Raw genomic sequence first — 16,441 nt, forward strand, 5'->3', positions numbered from 1 at the left:
GACTCCGGCTCTTAGCTCCATATTGGTTTCATAGTTTCATCTCCATGCCTCCCTGATCCTGCTGCTCTTTGAAGAAGGCTTCCAAGACTTCTTGCGACGGATGAATGAGCTTACCGTCAATCATTTCAAACACGCAAAAGTCATCCCTGTCGCAAATCATCACTCGGTGCTGGTAATCCTTCTGCATCTCGATGTAGTCCTGCACCTCCTTAGTGCTACACAGCCATACGCCGGAGGTGTATCGCCCGTCCGGCAGAAAGCAATAGCCGCTGTATTGCGGCTCATGGCTTTTCAGATCCAACGCATCAGTCGGCCGGATCTGCGAGAGCTGGAGCCGGGCATGGTCAGACAGAATCTCCGGCTTTGCAATGCCAAGCACATCGCTTCTGTTCCATCGAACCTGCTCTCCGTTTGAAAGTGAAACTGTAAAGACGGACCGTCCGATGGGATTGGGATTGCTTCCATTTCCACCGGTGCAATAGTATAGTTGGTGATTTACGTTTCGTAGATCTCCCGGCAAGGAGGAAGGCCGTAGAATAACAACTTTGCCGCTGATGGGCATGTCATATCCGGTTTGCAGGCAGTCCTCTTGTGTGAATAACTCTTTCTCAGTCAAGGCGAATCGGCCCCTTTCTTTTTTCAATCATGTCCATCAGCTTTGCGGCAATGGAGATCAATGTTTCCTCCGGCATATCGCGGATAGCGGCACGCACGAATGCTTCCACAGCCTCCGGCGACTGATCGCCGATCTCAATAAGATCAACCTTTTTTGCCGTGATGACGCCCTTCTGGATTCCGAGGCGCACAATATCTCCATGCTCCATTTCAGCGGCAGTACGAAGTGCCTTCGGAATCAATACACGCCCTTTGTCATCTACGATTTTATATATGGGCTTTGCTATCATACGAAGTATCCCTCCTTTCTCATAACGTCACGAACGGTGCTGGGGTCTATGCCGAGATCCTCGAAGAGCCGACACAGCTCGTCTGGCAGACGATCAAGGATATCCGACGCAGCGATGACAATGGCACCCTCGGCACAAATGACATCCAAGTCGCTGTCTAATGGGATGTCCGCAGACTCCAGCAGTTCGTGGGGTATATGCAGTTCGTCCTCCGGGAGTTCATAATCCGGAGAAAATTTCTCATCATCCTTCTGCAATTCAAAGAGAGGGACGGCAATCGCCACTCCCTCAGATGTGATAAGAACCATAGGGCAGTGCTCGTTTACTTCATCCTGTACGATCACGGTGAAGCAGATCTCATCCCCAGGCTTCAGTCCGGCATTGCCTACGGCTTCTGCAGAAAGGACAATCTGGCCGCTTTTGTCTACCTCGGACTTCATTTTAATGATTTTCATTAGGGTGTTCCTCCTTAAAATTAACCCCTATGATGGGGTTATAATTGTGGGTCAAGTAACAGTTCGGAGTCGAAGAGATTCATCTGGGACGGCATGTCCTGTAACCTTTCACTGGTATCGTAGTTAGAAATCAGGACTTCAGCATATTCGCAGCCGTTATCATAGCGCTGGGCAAGGTTATTGATGCGGCTGACTGCCTCAATATTAAAGTCCTTGTACAGCTCTCGGATGAATTCGCAGTCGTTATAGCTGACGAGCCATTTGCCCTGGCAAGATGCTAGGGTATCCCGCAGGCGGTAGTGATCCTCTTTTTTGAACACAACCTCGTAGTGTCCCTCCGTCTGATAATATGGCGGGTCGCAATAGATAAAGGCATTTTCACGGTCATACTGCTTAATCAGAGCTTCAAAGTCCTTGTTCTCAATGACCGTATCCTTAAGCCTCCGGCTGCCCTGCCAGAGTAGATGAAAGGTTTTCCGGATATCAAAGGGCTGGCATCCGTAGCTGGTGCATCCGCTTCCGTAGCTTAGACGGATGAGACGATAGAAGGCAGCAGCGCGTTTCACGTCATTCATCTGTGCGTTTTCTAGAAGGATCGGCTTGATTTCCTCATACTGCGGTTCACTCAGAAATCTCTGTGCGATATCCAATTCCTCCCGCAGATACTCGTTTGTGAATTCCTCCTTCTCCAAATATTTTTTCAGGACATTGAATTCGTCGCGTCCGTTCAACGGAAAGAAGTTCAGCTCCTTGAGAAGAGCAAAGGGTCGGTCGCGGACACAGCGGAACAGATTTGCCAGATCTGAATTGAAATCGTTGTAGACCTCCATAGCGGCATCCGGAGGCCGTCCGAACAGCACCCAGCCTCCACCGCCGAAGACCTCAATGTACCGTCCGAATTCCTTCGGCATACGCCGATAGATCATATCCCGCAGAGCCTTTTTGCCGCCCACCCAACTGATGATGCTGTTCAATCCCTCACCTCCCTTTGCTTCGGCGGCTGAGCTTATCGACGTCGGTCCTCATGCAGGAGCCGTCAGGACTCCAGCAGATAAAGCCGACGCCGGGATAAGGACAGCCGACGCAGCGGGCGGTATCTTCAGGCAGAGGCAGGGAATGCTTTGCAGGAGGAGCGTTTTCTACGGCTCCTGTTTTTTCTTCTGGTGTTACATCATGCTTCATGGTTCAGCTCCTTTCTTTAGAAAAACAAAAAAGGCGCTGCCTTTTTTGTAAGACAACGCCTTCTTGTTCTTTTATTTAGTTGCATGAATCACAGCAATCTGCTGCAATAAAAAAAGCGCCACTTCAGCTTCATAAGAAACCAAAGAGCGCTATTTGTCCGTTCACATTTTCATTCATCCCATCACGAGGCCTCCGTAGCCTAGGTCAGGCGAGTCGCTCTTCATCTCCTGTTCAAGCTTCAAGGAATAGTTTTTGTGATTCCAGAAGCTGACGTAGATTTCACCGTCCGGCGTTTTGATGGACCGCTGTTCCAAGCCTTCACCGTAGCCATCACTATTCTGACCAGTCACAAAATTAAGAAGCTCAGCGGTTTCCTCTCCTGAGAGGGACTCATTCAGCCCGACGGTTATGACTCCCCACAGTTCACCGTCGACAATTTCCACTGACGGGTACAGGCTATACACCTTTTTATTAAGAGTTTCATCGTGGATGTATTCGGCAAGGCCACGGTCGTTTTCAAAGAAACGGTTCTCCTTCGTAATGGCGGCGAGGATAGCATCCTCATATGCCACAGCCTCTGCTGGAGTGATTTCCATCGGATTGTCATCCAGTCCATACTCGCCTTGGGGGTAGGTGATAATCTTCAGTGGGAAAAAGATACGCATTGTTTCGTTTGCCATTTTGTTTTCCTCCATTCTTTTTGTGCTGCATCGGGCAAATAAAAATGAGGCTATGCTTCTCATAAAAAAGAAAGACATAGCCTCGTATGCTTTAGCCTGACGGCAGCATTATTAAATTGTTATGGGATTATAATAAAAACAAAGCCATCAAGATTTCATCCCGGTGACTTTGAATTTTTTTACAAATATTATATAGTCTGTCAAAATGGATTCAGAGTAAAATGATAATAATTTAACTCTTAAAAAAATTTTAATTCTACTTTAAGTTCAACATTACTCAAGTTTTATTCGTCACTAAAATACGCAAAATAATTTACAGGATAGAATTTTATAAATCGTTTCTAGAGAAATTCATAAATCATGGGCATAAGCGTAACAATTTAGGGTCTTCGGGTTTCCATCATCTCAAAGTACTCTCTTCCTATGTCAAGAACCTGCCAATTGTGGTTGCATAATAAACAAGAGTTTAGGAAGGTAGAGCATTGTTTCGCTATTATAACTATAAATAGGTATTGTGAAAGAAATTTTTAATTTAACCAGCATTTCCAGAGCCATCTTTGACACTCATAACATTTTCATACGGATCCTAGAGATACTGCCTTTAGACTTACCATTTTAATCTTGCCAAAATCCCAAAAAAAAGAGGGCCAAGCCTTTTGCGACTTGCCCCTTAAGTTGAATTGGCCGGTTCAATTGGATTCTATCGTGGAAAACTCACGGTCGATGGAAATACTGAAAGATAGGAAAAACGGCAATCCGCTGGCTGGTGGATAGTGGCTAGTGACTGGTGGCCTAATCTACGAAATACGCTGGCTGAAAATAGACATTTTTAATCTTATTCTGTTCTAATACCTTGTACAATTTATTTGATATGATTAATCTTTTAAATTTGGGAGGTGCTCCAATTTTTTGTATAGCAAATATCAAGTTCAGTCCAAGTGTTTCGATTAAAGTTCAACGTTGTTTGACATCTAAACTCTTCATAAAGACCACACACAGGACAAAAACCTTTCTTGCTTACTATAGAAGGTTCTACGATATCTCCAATCCCTTCACGAAGGATTAAATGATAAGATCCCTCGATAATCTGTTTTTCTTTACCAATCTGATAAATAGGTTCATATTCTACTCCTGTAATATTCTCCTGATCAAATAATTGCTTTTATTTTTTCTGATACTATTGTCTCTATATCTCCTTGGTAGGTAGACATAATATCAAATTTCCGGATCTTTTTGTAATCAACATAAAGCAGGTGCTGGTCAATGTTTGGTATTTTTTCCCACATATATAACATTTACGACTTATTATCTCTGAGGTTTTAGAATCATTTGCATCATCATCAGTCCAAAGCCAAAGTATTTCAGCCTTATCCTTTTCACTCTTTGTGAAAGTATATACTCTTCTAAAAATATAATGCTGAATATCGTTTTCCTTTATAAATTCCTCAAAACTAACATACTCTTTCGACTTAGTATAAAAGCTAAATACTACTAATTTACCATATTCTTTGTCTCGGGACTCATAAGCGAAAAATTGTGACCAATCATTAAGCATATCCTTATAGTCTTGTGGAATATTTACCCATACCTTCTCTTTCATTTTTCGTTACCTCTGACCATTTGTAAACTTTATTGCCTCTACTAAGGGATCAATCATAAACTTAAATTCTTCTCTACTATTATAAAAGTCTGTTAAACCTTGTTCAATTCTTTCCGGACCAAATAGATCTTGAATCATCTTACCAGTATACCCCCTTTTAGGCGCTAGCCATCCATTCTCGAATTGGTACAATGCAGAATGGATCGTTCTATGCAATTGCGGATCAACTTTAATAAGCTGTTGAGCAGCGGCACCACCCAATGCTTTAAGATATGGATGGTGACGATGTGGTTAAGGAGGTTTGGGAGCGTTACCGCCACCGCCGCCGCCACCGCCTACATCAACTGTCGTAGCATCTCCAACTGTAGGAGTAGAATCATCAGGTGTATAATTTGGATCCCAATCATCGGCACTCGTAAGGGATGCATTTACCAATATACCACCTATTGCTCCAACAACAACGCCCACTACCGCCCCTACAATACCAGGTAGGATCAATATAGTTAACTGGGTCTCCACTACAATAAGCATATCTATTAAGAGTCTGCGGGTTACTACGCTCCCCCATTACACTATCCTTCGTCAGAAACCTACCGATTCCTGCTGCGTAATAACGGGCATTTAGATAATACAGACCGCTTTCCTGATCATACCGATAACCGGCTTATAAATAGGCATTGTTGAAGGAATCGGTACTCAAGTTGACAGCATTCCCAGATCGTTCTTTGACACTAATAATACTCCCATACGAATCATACACATACTGCCTGAACACCGCACCGGTGGAATCCGTCACCGCCACAACGTTCCCTTGGTCGTTGTAGTACAAAAAATGAGAGCCAAGCCCGATGTGGACTTGACCCTTTTCCGGTAGCGTGTACTACAGATTTTTACTTTTACCCATGCTTAATCTACCCAGTTGGTCAATTAATTCCTCAAATTTGAGACCTAAATCATTTGGTTCGTCATTTGATTTTAATCCTATTCTCACGAACTCATCATTTACGGCATCGCGTAATTCATTACCCAATTCTTCGTCCAAGTCTATAATTTCTTCTGTTTCCACAACCCATAGAAGGTCGGGTCTATTAAAATTAAGGCTTTGGCTCAATAACTTTAGCATTTTCTCATTAAGGTTTATCATTTTTACCACCTTAACCCGTTTGAATTCCTTGCCCAAGTAGTTATTAATTTACCAGCAGCGTTCAGGACAACAGTAGCATCTTGTCCAACATATTTCATTCTTTCTCCAGATTGTTGTATCACCTTTAGCGGGCTATTGACTGCATCTAGGATTGCCCTTGGTGCAACACCTCTTCCACTATCTCTTCCCATAGCCTGTTGTAACCCGTGTTTAGTATACCCGGTGATTTTAGACACAGCTTTTTGTGCTACGCTCTTTGCTGCTTCCCCAGCTTTTCCAAGCTCAGGACCAACTTCATACATTATATCAGACCCAGCTTCCGCAAGTTCTTGAGCCCCAATCTCAAGTGGAGCAGGGTCTCCCAATTCTGCAGCAGCAGGAACCCCAAACACCATGTTGATTATGCTAGATACAGCTTTAGCAATAGCACTAAACCAACTCGTTCCACCTGGGTCAGTCGATTAACGGGGTCACCGCCACAATAAGCGTACCTGTTTAGTGTTTGAGTATCACCAGGATGCCCTAACACACTATCTTTCGTCAAAAACTGCCAATTCCTTCCGCATAGTACCTTGCGTTTAGGAAATACAACCCACTCTCCGCATCATACCGGTAACCTCGATACGTGTAAGCATTATTAAACCCTGAGTCGTTGGCTACACAAGGAAATCCCCCAATCGTAGTCTATTATCCTCGATCGGGGGATTTCTTTCAATATCGGCTATTCGTGGTTCAGTCCAGCAAATTTTACTTTTAATCTTCTCGTTTCTTTACGGTTACAAAAATATTCTTATTTGCGAAATGAACTAGAAATTTAGAACCAGAAGCAAAAATGATTTCGTGAGATAAAGTTTCTTCGTCCACATCCATAAACTCGTCATAACCAAAGTCATCAAATCCTCTTTGATTATTGTTAAAACCTTTCTTTTTAGCGTAATCAACGGAAATCTTGCTAACCTTTTTATAAGTTATTGTCCACATTCTATCCAGGTCGGTAAGGATAATTGAAACCGTAATTAGCTTTGCCCTTCCTAATTCTTTCTGCTCAATAATTATATCCTTTAGTTTAGAGTCATGTAATGGACTCAGCTTAAAGAAATTAAAAGCCTTTTTTGAAAACCTACATTCTAATGACTGAAACTTCAGAGTGTAAGCCTCATCATTAAGTTTCCACTGATGCCTTGCTTTCATTTTTTCATCAAAATTTGTGGAATTTATCCTATTCCATAGGTCTTCCGTAAAGTACTCCATAGCACAACCCCCATTTATACAAGAAATTATAAGACGAAAATAATTAATAAAATTTAGATTCCTATAGGTATTCTTATAGGTATTCTTATAGGTATTCTTATAGGCATTGGTATCTCTGGTGATACTGGCATCGGATTCGAAAAAAAGAAAGGCATTTGGCTTCCGTCAAACGGAACAGGATTAGCTTTTTTTATATTCCCATTCCAATCCCAACCAGTGGAACCCTTTAAATTTTCTAGTACTTTCTTTGGCGGCTGACCTGGGCTGTTACTCTTTTTGTCATGCACAGATCCATTTTCATTTTGTGCCCACTGCTTTCCTCCCGGCCCATAAACGTGCATATGTCTCTGGGTCTTCGTTTGGGTTTTAGGTTCGTCTTCTCGAGCCTCCCAACCCTTTCCGAGGTCCACTGTTTGTGAATAGATAATGTCAGTATTATCAATTAGGTCAGTAGAAACCGAGTAAGAATTGCCCCCAACTAACCAGTCTATAGCATCAGAAATAACGCCCCCAAGCCAACTAAAGAAACTATTTCCGGAAGGGTCAACATGATTGATTGGGTCTCCTCCGCAATAAGCATATCTGTTCAAAGTCTTAGGATCGGTAGGACTCCCTGTAACACTATCCTTCGTCAAGAACCTGCCAATTCCTGCTGCATAGTACCGTGCATTAAGGTAATACAATCCGCTTTCCTGATCATATCGGTAACCTGCATACAGATAAGCATTATTGAAGGAATCGGTACTCAGGTTAACTGCTTTTCCACTACCATCTTTAACACTAATAATATTGCCATACGGATCATAAACATACTGCCTGTAGACATTGCCACTTCCGTCTGTTACAGCAACAACATCTCCATGGGCATTATAATGATAATAATACCAGGTGTTGCTCGTTCCGCCAACAACATAGTTTAGGCTTACGGCCTGGAGTTGACCGTTAGGTGAGCGAAGATAAAGGGCATGAATCACATTAGAAGCATCACCGGTTTGACTTTCGTACCATAACTGACCTTGGAAATAGTGATAAGTTGTCGTCTTGCCCCCAACAGTTTTGGTCAACCGATTACCGGCACTATCGTAAGTGTAGGTGGCGATGACATTGCCACTGCCGTCTTTCACGGTTGTTAAACGGTTAGCGGAATCATAAACATACTGGTAGCTTACTCCGTTTATCACTGCACTGGTCAGATTGCCATTTGCATCGTAAGCAAACCCAGAATTCGTAATCCGGTTATCGGCATCGTAAGCAAAGGTCTGATGGTTCGGGGTAGACGTGCCATTCGCCACATCCATGGTAAGCAGGTTGCCCGCTGGATCATAGGAGTAGTTAAACGTTCCAGAGTACGTTCCATCGGTAATGGATGCCTGGGTCAAACGGTTAAGCATCTCCGTACCACTGTTATAAGTGTAAGTGGCTGAGTAGTTGTTTCCTCCCGGGTCGGTACCGGTCACGGAAGTTAGCCTACTATCCTTGCCGTCATTACCAGTATAGAAATATTGACTCGACCATTTCACATTACCATTATTGTCTGTTATCTGTGTTCCGGTTATCCGACTAGCATCATCATACGTGAAATTATCCTGGGTATTATTGGGGTTAACCCTGGAGACAAGATTGTTACTCTCATCGTAATTAAACGTCACTTGCTGTTGATAAGACGTACCGGGGTTGATCATCACTGAATTTACGGCTCCGTTTTTGGCATAACTAAAGTTATAGGTGATAGGGTTATTAGTTCCGTACGTCAAATTAAAGCCCATTAGTTGGTTTAACTTAGAGTACATTGTAGCCCCGCTTGGAGCAGTCGGTGCACCTACAGTTGTTACATTATGCCCACCTGAATCCTTTTCTACATAGCTGATCATATTCCCTAAGGCGTCATAGCCATAGGAGTTGCTAGGACCGTTGGCAGTGGAAGAGCTAGTGAGGTGTCCTTCCAAATCATACCCCATGTTATACGCGGGTCCACCGGAGAGGGAAATCTGATTTGAATTTCCATAATTGTCGTAACCAACACTGACATTACTCCCGTTAGGATTGGTTTTCTGAGTTAGTTTTCCATCCGGGTCGTAATTGTAAGTGGTGGTGTTATTATTGGCATCCGTTTCTGTTTTCAGGTTGTTTTCCCGGTCATAGGTGAAGGCTTCGCTATCATAATTCGTGCTGCCTGAAGCTAAAGAAGCATTTAGAACATTACCGTTCGCATCCAGATTATACGTTGTTATATTACCCGCATTGTCTTTTACCGTACTCAGGCGGTTTTGCCCGTCATAGGAGTAATACGTATTCGAACCACCGGGTGTTGTTACTTGGGTCGGCTGGCCATAAGAGTTATTCTGATAACTGCTTTGATCGTTAATGCTTATTGTATTGCCAAGTTGGTCGGTTATGCTTGTAACATAATTATTAGATGAATCATAAGCAGAAGTCGTGGCAAGCTTACCAGGCGTTAACCGAACATTGTCAAAAAAGGCGGTGCCTTGAGCATTGGCTATCTCTAACCGGACCTTAATTGTGGCACTCGTTGCGGGCGGGGTAAAGGGCATAACGTATTTGGTCCAGCCCGAAGTTTGGGTAACCAGAGGAATAGCATAGTCATTTACAGGTTTTCCAGATGCATCGTAGAAATAAATGTGCATCCTGGCTCCACCGCCACCAGAGCCGGCTACAATATTAGCTGTCCTCATGTAACCCAGCAGGGTGTAATATTGTCCTGGGTTAACAGGTAAGACCGTTTGGGATTCAAAATAAGATGAACCGATTGAGGGGAGATTGACTTGGGCATCGTAGCTACCCGAATAAGCATTTGAACCGTCATTAAGAGGTTTAGAATAGGCATCTGAAGTGCTCCATTGCAAGGGTTGCTGCTGTTCAAAAGAGGAGTTCTCCAGCATGTTATAGCCCCTAGCCAATGGGCTCTTTTCGAACATGATATTGTCAAAATAGCCATCATAGGAGCCGTAAGTTATGGCCATAACCTTGGCATAAGAGGCTCCGCCGCTTGGAGGCTGAATGGTATCGACAAAACGTTGCCAGTTGGGATTGACATCTTGGAAAAGAACCACAGTACTCCCGACTGGGTTATAGCTTGCATCGTACCAATAAACATTCAAACAGGCACCCGTATGGGGTGGAGTTGGGGTGACGTTATTGTTTTTAACGGCCTTCATATAACCGCTAATTGTGAAATCTTCAGTGGTCAACCCTGATAGGTCGATATAATTATTTGTCCACTGATAAGCGTAGGTATTGCTTCCGGGGTTAATGTGCAGAACATGGCTATTCCCACTACTGTCCGCAAACGGGGCATCGGCTGTACTTGTGACGCTGGAATAATCAACTTGGTTAGAGGCACCGCTGGGGGTATAGGCAGACCAGTTTACCGGTTGATTCCCGCTTAATTGTTCAAAACTCCCGTTTAAAACCCGATTGTCTGCTACACCCAGCAAATTGGATTCGGCGGTGACGTTTCCTTGATTATAACTATAAGCCTTCGTGTTAAGAGTCTGGTCAGTAGAGCTATCCTCGTTAAGGTTTACCGGGTCCCAGATGTGCTGAACCTTACTACCATCCGCTTCTGTTAAGGTTTGCAAACGGTTATAGTAATAGTTCATGCTGGTTGAATTGCTAGAAGGATCCGTGGCCTTGATCATATTGCCAAGAGCATCGTATTGATACGAATAGCTTTTTCCGGACTTCGCATTGACTTGATTAGGTGTTGTTAGGCTCAGTAAACGGTCATAGGCATTCCAACTCATATCCGTTTCTGATACGGGATTCCCATCCCGTGGATCTCTAATGATAGCAACCGGGGTTCCATAATTGTCATTTTTATACTCGGTTACTTCACCGTTAGGAGCCGTAACCCATACCGCTTCGTACCCACCATCATTTCCATAACGGAAATCCGTGTGCCCTTCGAACGCACTAGCGCCTGAACCTTGCTCTAACTGAACTCCGTCAAAGTAAGCATCCCCGCCAAAATGCGTGGAGTCATGTTGAACTTCCAAATAGACAACCAAATAATAGGTGTTAGAACCCGTCGTAACAGTTACAGTGTTAGGGGTCCAACCTGTAGTCCCGGTAATTCCTGAAGCCTTGCTGTCTTTCCAAATATATAGATCATTGCCAGTTAAGTCGAGTTGGTCGGTATTGAGAAATGCTTCAGCATAACTCGTATTCGTTGTACCGCCTAAGTTACTAGTACTGATCTGGGAAGAGAGCGTATAGGTTTGGTTGGGGCTGACCGGGATTTTTTGCGTAGCATAAAGATAACTCGTTCCAGTGGCTCCGGATGCGCTGTGAATATCTAAGCCAAACCGGCCATATTTTGAAATGTTATTTTGTTTAATACTGCCTGTATCCCCTGAAATTGTTTGGGACCAGTTGTCCGGCACTGAAGCATTTGTGCTGGTGCTGGCTTCCATACTGGGATTAGACAGCATATTGACAGGGCCAACACTTATTACCCGGTTACTACTATCATAGTTAATGATTTGTTTTGTGCCATTTTTATCGGTTAGAGAAGTGACATATCCATTATTCCAAGTGTAGTTGACGGTTGCGTCAGAATAAGTCACGCCCGTTAAGAACCCATTGCTGTAACTATAGGATGCTTTAACCTTCCCGCTTTCAACCGAAGTCGTGATCTGACTCACCGTGCCATCCGCATTCCGTGAGAGCGTAGCAGTACGTCCAGAGGGATCCTTGATGGTAATGTTGCTTGAACTCCAGGTAATATTGGTTAAATTGTCTTTTCCGTCGCTTAATTGAGTAAGCTGACCGCTGCTATTAAAAGTCAATGTAGGAAGTTGGGATTGATAAGTCCCTGTTTCCTGATTGGCCTCCTGAACATGGTAAACAGTTGTACCGCCACTGGTATCCTTATAAAGTTGCAATGGATAATTATCCGGCGCTGAATAGGTAACCCCGTCGCTTTTAAGCATGAAGGGGCGTTCCGTTTGGGCAGAATCTAGAAACACGACGCCCCAACTATTAAATATGAGTTGCATATCCAAGTTAGAAAACCATTTATAGCCAAAGATGCTATTCATGCCGCTGGCAGGTGTTGGAACGCGGCTGTTATACGTCCGGGTTACATTAATCGGAACTCCACGTCCGGGTAAAGAGAAATCTGCGACCGAAGAGATCAGATTGCCGTTATCTGTGTTGACTGAACCCACCGGGGTATTGGCATAGCTCCAGTAAGGGTTTACGCCAATCTCGTCCGTGCTATAGGTAATGGAGAGCATCGGAGTATAGGAGGTAGATCCTTCACTGCTATAGTAAAAAAACAGAGGATTATTTTCATTATCGTGTTGAACCATAAATCCATAATTCGGGATTTGCGAGCTATTATCAAACCACCCTTTTACGATGGACCAGACATTGAAATTAACCCAGCCAGTATAGCTTCCTGCAACATTTGCAATACTTGCCTCGGTATCCTGATAACTGGTGTCCACAGTCGGTTGGTTGCTCCATGTCACTGTTTTTGACCAAGGCGACGTTATCCTGCGGGCATCCAATTGCTCGGATGTTGCACTGGTCGTTGTGTATTTGTACAGGGAGAGCAGAGCATCCGTTATTATAGCCCCAGTTGGAATAGAAGAAGGAATGGGAAATTGTAGTAAAGTTCGCCCAGCCCCTTGATTCGTTCCATCATAGCCGGTCGTTAAGTAATTGTTACTATAATAAGAGGTATTGGGAGCATAAGAGGCGATATAAGTATCTATTCCACCGCTGCTGCTCGTTTGCGTATAAGTATTGCTTGTCGTTACAGTGGGGTCGATGGTGACTGGCCATGCCCGGGAGGAATCACTGAGCCATTTTAAATCCGCAGTAACAAAAATCGCATACACATTCAGATTTTGAGTTGGGCCTAAGGTCATGTTGACATCCTGGCTTACTTGATGATTATTATCAATCATATAAGGTTTGGGAATGACAAACTTTATTTCGCCCGTTTTGGCATCTTGTAAAGCGATGCTGCCATCATTTTGAGCAACAGGTGTTAGCCCTTTAGTACTCAATTCGAACTGAAAGGAGTTGGGAGCACTGATGTTTTTTAAAATAATATTTTCCTTCAGCCCATCGGAGAACGTTTGGTACTGAAGGTCGGTACTGCCGAGGATTTCGGGATAAGTTACAGAATAGGTATCTTTTATAGCAGTCACTTTGTTCGCGTTATCTAAACTCCAAGAAACCCCATGATTTTGGTCCAATTTTAACAGGGTTATAAATTTGGAAGCTGAGTTATTGGCAAAATGAGTTTGAAAAGAATTGGCTTCGTTCTGAAAATTAAATCCTGGTTCATTGGATGAAACCAGCTTATTTGAAATGTCTTGCCACTTTCCCTGAGCGTCTTTGTAATGCTGTGAATCAATGGTTGCTTCAGCAGTAATACTGCCGTCGGAATTTCGATAATACTTGGTGTGCTGGTCCCGTTTCTCAACCATTTCGGCAAGATGTGTTACATTTTTCGTACGGCGGGCCACCGAGCCATTAGAGTTGGGATTTTGTCCTAAAGAAGTTGAGGCTAAAGAAGCTTGAGGTACAACGGCTACAAACATGATGCAAAACACAAGAAGAAGCGATAGCCATTTGGAACGTCTCAACATGTAGATAAATCCTCCTTAAATTTTGAAGTTTTTATTATAAAGTTCTTAAACATTATACGTTTCATCTGAATACAAATCCTTTTTATGTAAATATGTAAGTTATTCCTGTATCCTCAAGAAAATCCCAATAATTCTACTGGGGCCTTTTAGGATTTGGATTTGGGCATAAGAATAAGCGCACCTGATAAACGGGTGCGCCAAAGTTACCAATTACTTTCCTATTCAGATAATATTTTATTCGAAAATCTAATCGTTCCAACGATATACCAGTTAAATTCTGCGTAGATTCCTGCCATCTCATAATCCGGCTGAGTGGTAATAAAGTTGGTGAAGTAATTAACCTGGGCTTAATAACTTGATAACTGTTCTAATTGGACGGTCGAGACTAGGCAATACGCTGCCATTCTCTTTTTCTGTGGCTTTATTTTCTCGGCGAGGCATGTCCGATTACCCTTGTAAAACTAAAAATCGCTATAATCTTCGTATGGTACGTCTATTATTGCTGTTCGCTTTAATAGTTTATAGCTTCTACAAATGAGTTGATATAGATAATAAAACGAAGTCCTCTTTATTATTTAATTGAAATGTCTCTAGCTTTCTTTTTTCTTCTTTAGGGATTTCCATCTGATCCTCATCACTAAATCCAAAATACTGTAAATGTATTACTAGCCCTTTCATCTTCAAAAATACTGAATGTCATCTATAAAAAGTTCCAAAAATAGGGGTCAAAAAATGCGTTTTTTGACCCCTATTTTTGCCTGTTTTTCGCTCCCAAAACGCTATATATGGTGTCCACACCGTCTTATTTGCCCTTCCGACCACTATACGTCATCATTATTATACTCTCAACGTGTTGTGTCCACGGGAACATATCCACAGGCTGTACCTGGGCCACCTGATATCCCCCGCCTTGTAGAATCCCTAGATCCCGTGCCAAGGTTCCAGGGTCACAGGAAACGTAAATAATCTGATTCGGTTCTAATTCGATTAATCGCTCTAGTACACTACGCTGGGCCCCTGCACGGGGCGGGTCGAGTACTACGATGTCTGGACGCTCTGTAATCTGATATAAAGTATCCTCCACTTTCCCTGCGATAAATTCTACATTATCAACCTGATTAAGCTTCGCATTTCCCCAAGCATCTTCTACTGCATAGGGGTTTTCTTCGATTCCCCAGACCTTTTTGGCGTTGGCTGCTAACGCTAAAGTAATGGTTCCGATTCCTGAATATAGATCCCAAACAATTTTTTCTTCCGAAAACTTTGCCCATTGAAGTACCGTGTTATATAGTTTACGGGTCTGGATAGGATTGACCTGTAGGAATGCCAAGGGGGAGATCTTAAACTCAAAACCTAAAATTTCCTCCGTAAAATCTCCTTCACCGCAGAGTAGTTCAGGCTTCCCTTGAGCGTTAATCCCCCATAGCGAGTGAATTATAAAATCCTCCCTAAGTGTCGTCATATCTCGCACTGAATCCAGAATCAGCATACCTTCCCCACGTGAATTTTCACGAAAAGTAATCGTTTTGAGGTCTGTGTTTGAAGTTTTACTATGGAGATCCTCTACTTCTCGGATCCATCGATTCATTTGCTTACTCATCAGTAGGCAATCTGAGAACTGGACGGTTGAATTGCTTTTTTCCTGATAATAGCCAAGAATATTCTGCTCTCCAATGTGCATTCTTGCCTTATTGCGGTAACGCCAAGGTTCATCCATACCTATCGTCGGATGAACCTTTACATTTTCTATGGGAACTTTACCAATCCTTGAAAGGGCATCTTCAACCCAACGTTTCTTCCATTCCAGTGTCTTCGTATACTCTAGATGCTGCAATTGGCAGCCTCCACAGATATTAAACACTGTACAAGGTGGCATAACCCGATCTTCAGACTCTTTAAGGATAGATAACAACTTTCCTCTTTGCCAATTCTTCTTCTGTTCAACAATTTGAACCTGTCCTATCTCACTGGGCAATAGACCTTGAACAAACGTTGCTTTTCCTTCATGATATCCAACACCCGATCCATCTGAGGAAAGGCGCAGACATTCGATACTAATAATGCTATTTGCACCTTTTGACTTATCAACTTCACGCTTTGCGTTCACGAGTCTTATTCCTCCCCTTCGAATTCCACTTCATTGTAACGAAGGATGTAGTAAAGAGCCCTCTTCGCTATTCGTCGGTAATTACTTTGTTCCACTAAGGCCGTAATACTTCATTCCATCTCGCCAATTCTAACCGATCTACGCTAACATCCTTAATGACAGGATTTCCAAACTTGGTCAATTCTTCTCTCGTGTCTTTTGCCATGTTTAGAACATCCTTATTTTTTGTTGTTGATGTTCCTCTGATGTTCTCACACAAAGCTGCATCATTAACAATGATAACGATCTCTTTGCCCTTATATTTTTCTAATTCCTTTAAGAGGGTTATCAATGCAACTTGGCTAACAATTCCTGGTTTCCGGTATTCCATCATGACAGATTCTTTGCTTAGGAGCTCTTGATCCTCATAGATACTATATCGAACTTCTATATCCTCGCCCTCATATTGGGATGAAATCCCTACCAAATAAGCTTTTATCATTCGAATACCT

General features: G+C 43.0%; 16 protein-coding genes. All 16 read right to left on the bottom strand.

What is annotated here, in order from left to right:
• Positions 1 to 28: 28 nt before the first annotated feature.
• The 16 genes from ACZ42W_RS16840 to ACZ42W_RS16915 all read right to left on the bottom strand — a co-directional run bounded on the left by ACZ42W_RS16840 (position 29) and on the right by ACZ42W_RS16915 (position 16,431).
• Positions 29 to 616 (bottom strand): hypothetical protein, encoded by a 588-nt coding sequence (locus tag ACZ42W_RS16840; protein WP_464166422.1) that lies wholly within the window; start codon positions 614 to 616, stop codon positions 29 to 31.
• The gene (locus ACZ42W_RS16845) at positions 609 to 905 is read right to left on the bottom strand and encodes an AbrB family transcriptional regulator (protein WP_464166423.1); all 297 of its coding nucleotides are present in this window, start codon (positions 903 to 905) and stop codon (positions 609 to 611) included. Before ACZ42W_RS16845 ends, ACZ42W_RS16840 begins: the two co-directional genes overlap by 8 nt.
• Positions 902 to 1,360, bottom strand: a complete 459-nt coding sequence (locus ACZ42W_RS16850) for a hypothetical protein (protein WP_464166424.1) — start codon at positions 1,358 to 1,360, stop codon at positions 902 to 904. The genes ACZ42W_RS16845 and ACZ42W_RS16850 overlap by 4 nt, the downstream gene beginning before the upstream one ends.
• Before the next feature lie 38 nt (positions 1,361 to 1,398).
• A complete protein-coding gene (locus ACZ42W_RS16855) occupies positions 1,399 to 2,334 on the bottom strand; it encodes a DNA adenine methylase (RefSeq protein ID WP_464166425.1) in 936 nt (311 codons plus the stop codon).
• Positions 2,335 to 2,338: 4 nt separating this feature from the next.
• A complete protein-coding gene (locus ACZ42W_RS16860) occupies positions 2,339 to 2,542 on the bottom strand; it encodes a hypothetical protein (RefSeq protein WP_464166426.1) in 204 nt (67 codons plus the stop codon).
• Positions 2,543 to 2,715: 173 nt separating this feature from the next.
• Positions 2,716 to 3,222, bottom strand: a complete 507-nt coding sequence (locus ACZ42W_RS16865) for a hypothetical protein (RefSeq protein WP_464166427.1) — start codon at positions 3,220 to 3,222, stop codon at positions 2,716 to 2,718.
• Between the two features lie 1,186 nt (positions 3,223 to 4,408).
• A complete protein-coding gene (locus ACZ42W_RS16870; RefSeq protein WP_464166428.1) occupies positions 4,409 to 4,822 on the bottom strand; it encodes a hypothetical protein in 414 nt (137 codons plus the stop codon).
• A gap of 6 nt (positions 4,823 to 4,828) precedes the next feature.
• A complete protein-coding gene (locus ACZ42W_RS16875; protein ID WP_464166429.1) occupies positions 4,829 to 4,960 on the bottom strand; it encodes a hypothetical protein in 132 nt (43 codons plus the stop codon).
• Positions 4,961 to 5,113: 153 nt separating this feature from the next.
• Positions 5,114 to 5,290: a hypothetical protein gene (locus ACZ42W_RS16880; RefSeq protein ID WP_464166430.1), complete on the bottom strand. Its 177-nt coding sequence runs from the start codon at positions 5,288 to 5,290 to the stop codon at positions 5,114 to 5,116.
• Positions 5,226 to 5,456 carry an RHS repeat-associated core domain-containing protein gene (locus tag ACZ42W_RS16885; RefSeq protein WP_464171056.1) on the bottom strand — a complete coding sequence of 77 codons (231 nt, stop codon included), beginning with the start codon at positions 5,454 to 5,456 and terminating at the stop codon, positions 5,226 to 5,228. Before ACZ42W_RS16885 ends, ACZ42W_RS16880 begins: the two co-directional genes overlap by 65 nt.
• A 246-nt stretch (positions 5,457 to 5,702) precedes the next feature.
• Positions 5,703 to 5,966: a hypothetical protein gene (locus ACZ42W_RS16890; RefSeq protein WP_464166431.1), complete on the bottom strand. Its 264-nt coding sequence runs from the start codon at positions 5,964 to 5,966 to the stop codon at positions 5,703 to 5,705.
• Positions 5,967 to 5,968: 2 nt separating this feature from the next.
• Positions 5,969 to 6,361, bottom strand: a complete 393-nt coding sequence (locus ACZ42W_RS16895; RefSeq protein ID WP_464166432.1) for a hypothetical protein — start codon at positions 6,359 to 6,361, stop codon at positions 5,969 to 5,971.
• Between the two features lie 358 nt (positions 6,362 to 6,719).
• Complete coding sequence (locus tag ACZ42W_RS16900) at positions 6,720 to 7,217, bottom strand: hypothetical protein (RefSeq protein ID WP_464166433.1); 498 nt, start codon at positions 7,215 to 7,217, stop codon at positions 6,720 to 6,722.
• A 53-nt stretch (positions 7,218 to 7,270) separates the two neighbouring features.
• A complete protein-coding gene (locus ACZ42W_RS16905) occupies positions 7,271 to 13,843 on the bottom strand; it encodes a DNRLRE domain-containing protein (protein WP_464166434.1) in 6,573 nt (2,190 codons plus the stop codon).
• 802 nt (positions 13,844 to 14,645) lie between these two features.
• On the bottom strand, positions 14,646 to 15,950 hold the full coding sequence (gene rlmD, locus ACZ42W_RS16910; protein ID WP_464166435.1) for a 23S rRNA (uracil(1939)-C(5))-methyltransferase RlmD: 1,305 nt from the start codon (positions 15,948 to 15,950) through the stop codon (positions 14,646 to 14,648).
• Between the two features lie 94 nt (positions 15,951 to 16,044).
• Positions 16,045 to 16,431 (bottom strand): hypothetical protein, encoded by a 387-nt coding sequence (locus ACZ42W_RS16915; RefSeq protein ID WP_464166436.1) that lies wholly within the window; start codon positions 16,429 to 16,431, stop codon positions 16,045 to 16,047.
• Positions 16,432 to 16,441 lie beyond the last annotated feature (10 nt).

It is taken from the genome of Desulfitobacterium elongatum (assembly GCF_055378975.1).

What these genes read in the sequence shown, in the direction of transcription:
- ACZ42W_RS16915 (WP_464166436.1), bottom strand. Translation starts at nt 16,431, where the DNA reads ATGATAAAAGCTTATTTGGTAGGGATTTCATCCCAATATGAGGGCGAG.
- ACZ42W_RS16905 (WP_464166434.1), bottom strand. Translation starts at nt 13,843, where the DNA reads ATGTTGAGACGTTCCAAATGGCTATCGCTTCTTCTTGTGTTTTGCATC.
- ACZ42W_RS16850 (WP_464166424.1), bottom strand. Translation starts at nt 1,360, where the DNA reads ATGAAAATCATTAAAATGAAGTCCGAGGTAGACAAAAGCGGCCAGATT.
- ACZ42W_RS16845 (WP_464166423.1), bottom strand. Translation starts at nt 905, where the DNA reads ATGATAGCAAAGCCCATATATAAAATCGTAGATGACAAAGGGCGTGTA.
- ACZ42W_RS16890 (WP_464166431.1), bottom strand. Translation starts at nt 5,966, where the DNA reads ATGATAAACCTTAATGAGAAAATGCTAAAGTTATTGAGCCAAAGCCTT.
- ACZ42W_RS16860 (WP_464166426.1), bottom strand. Translation starts at nt 2,542, where the DNA reads ATGAAGCATGATGTAACACCAGAAGAAAAAACAGGAGCCGTAGAAAAC.
- ACZ42W_RS16865 (WP_464166427.1), bottom strand. Translation starts at nt 3,222, where the DNA reads ATGGCAAACGAAACAATGCGTATCTTTTTCCCACTGAAGATTATCACC.
- ACZ42W_RS16900 (WP_464166433.1), bottom strand. Translation starts at nt 7,217, where the DNA reads ATGGAGTACTTTACGGAAGACCTATGGAATAGGATAAATTCCACAAAT.
- ACZ42W_RS16870 (WP_464166428.1), bottom strand. Translation starts at nt 4,822, where the DNA reads ATGAAAGAGAAGGTATGGGTAAATATTCCACAAGACTATAAGGATATG.
- ACZ42W_RS16875 (WP_464166429.1), bottom strand. Translation starts at nt 4,960, where the DNA reads ATGATTCAAGATCTATTTGGTCCGGAAAGAATTGAACAAGGTTTAACA.
- ACZ42W_RS16895 (WP_464166432.1), bottom strand. Translation starts at nt 6,361, where the DNA reads ATGGTGTTTGGGGTTCCTGCTGCTGCAGAATTGGGAGACCCTGCTCCA.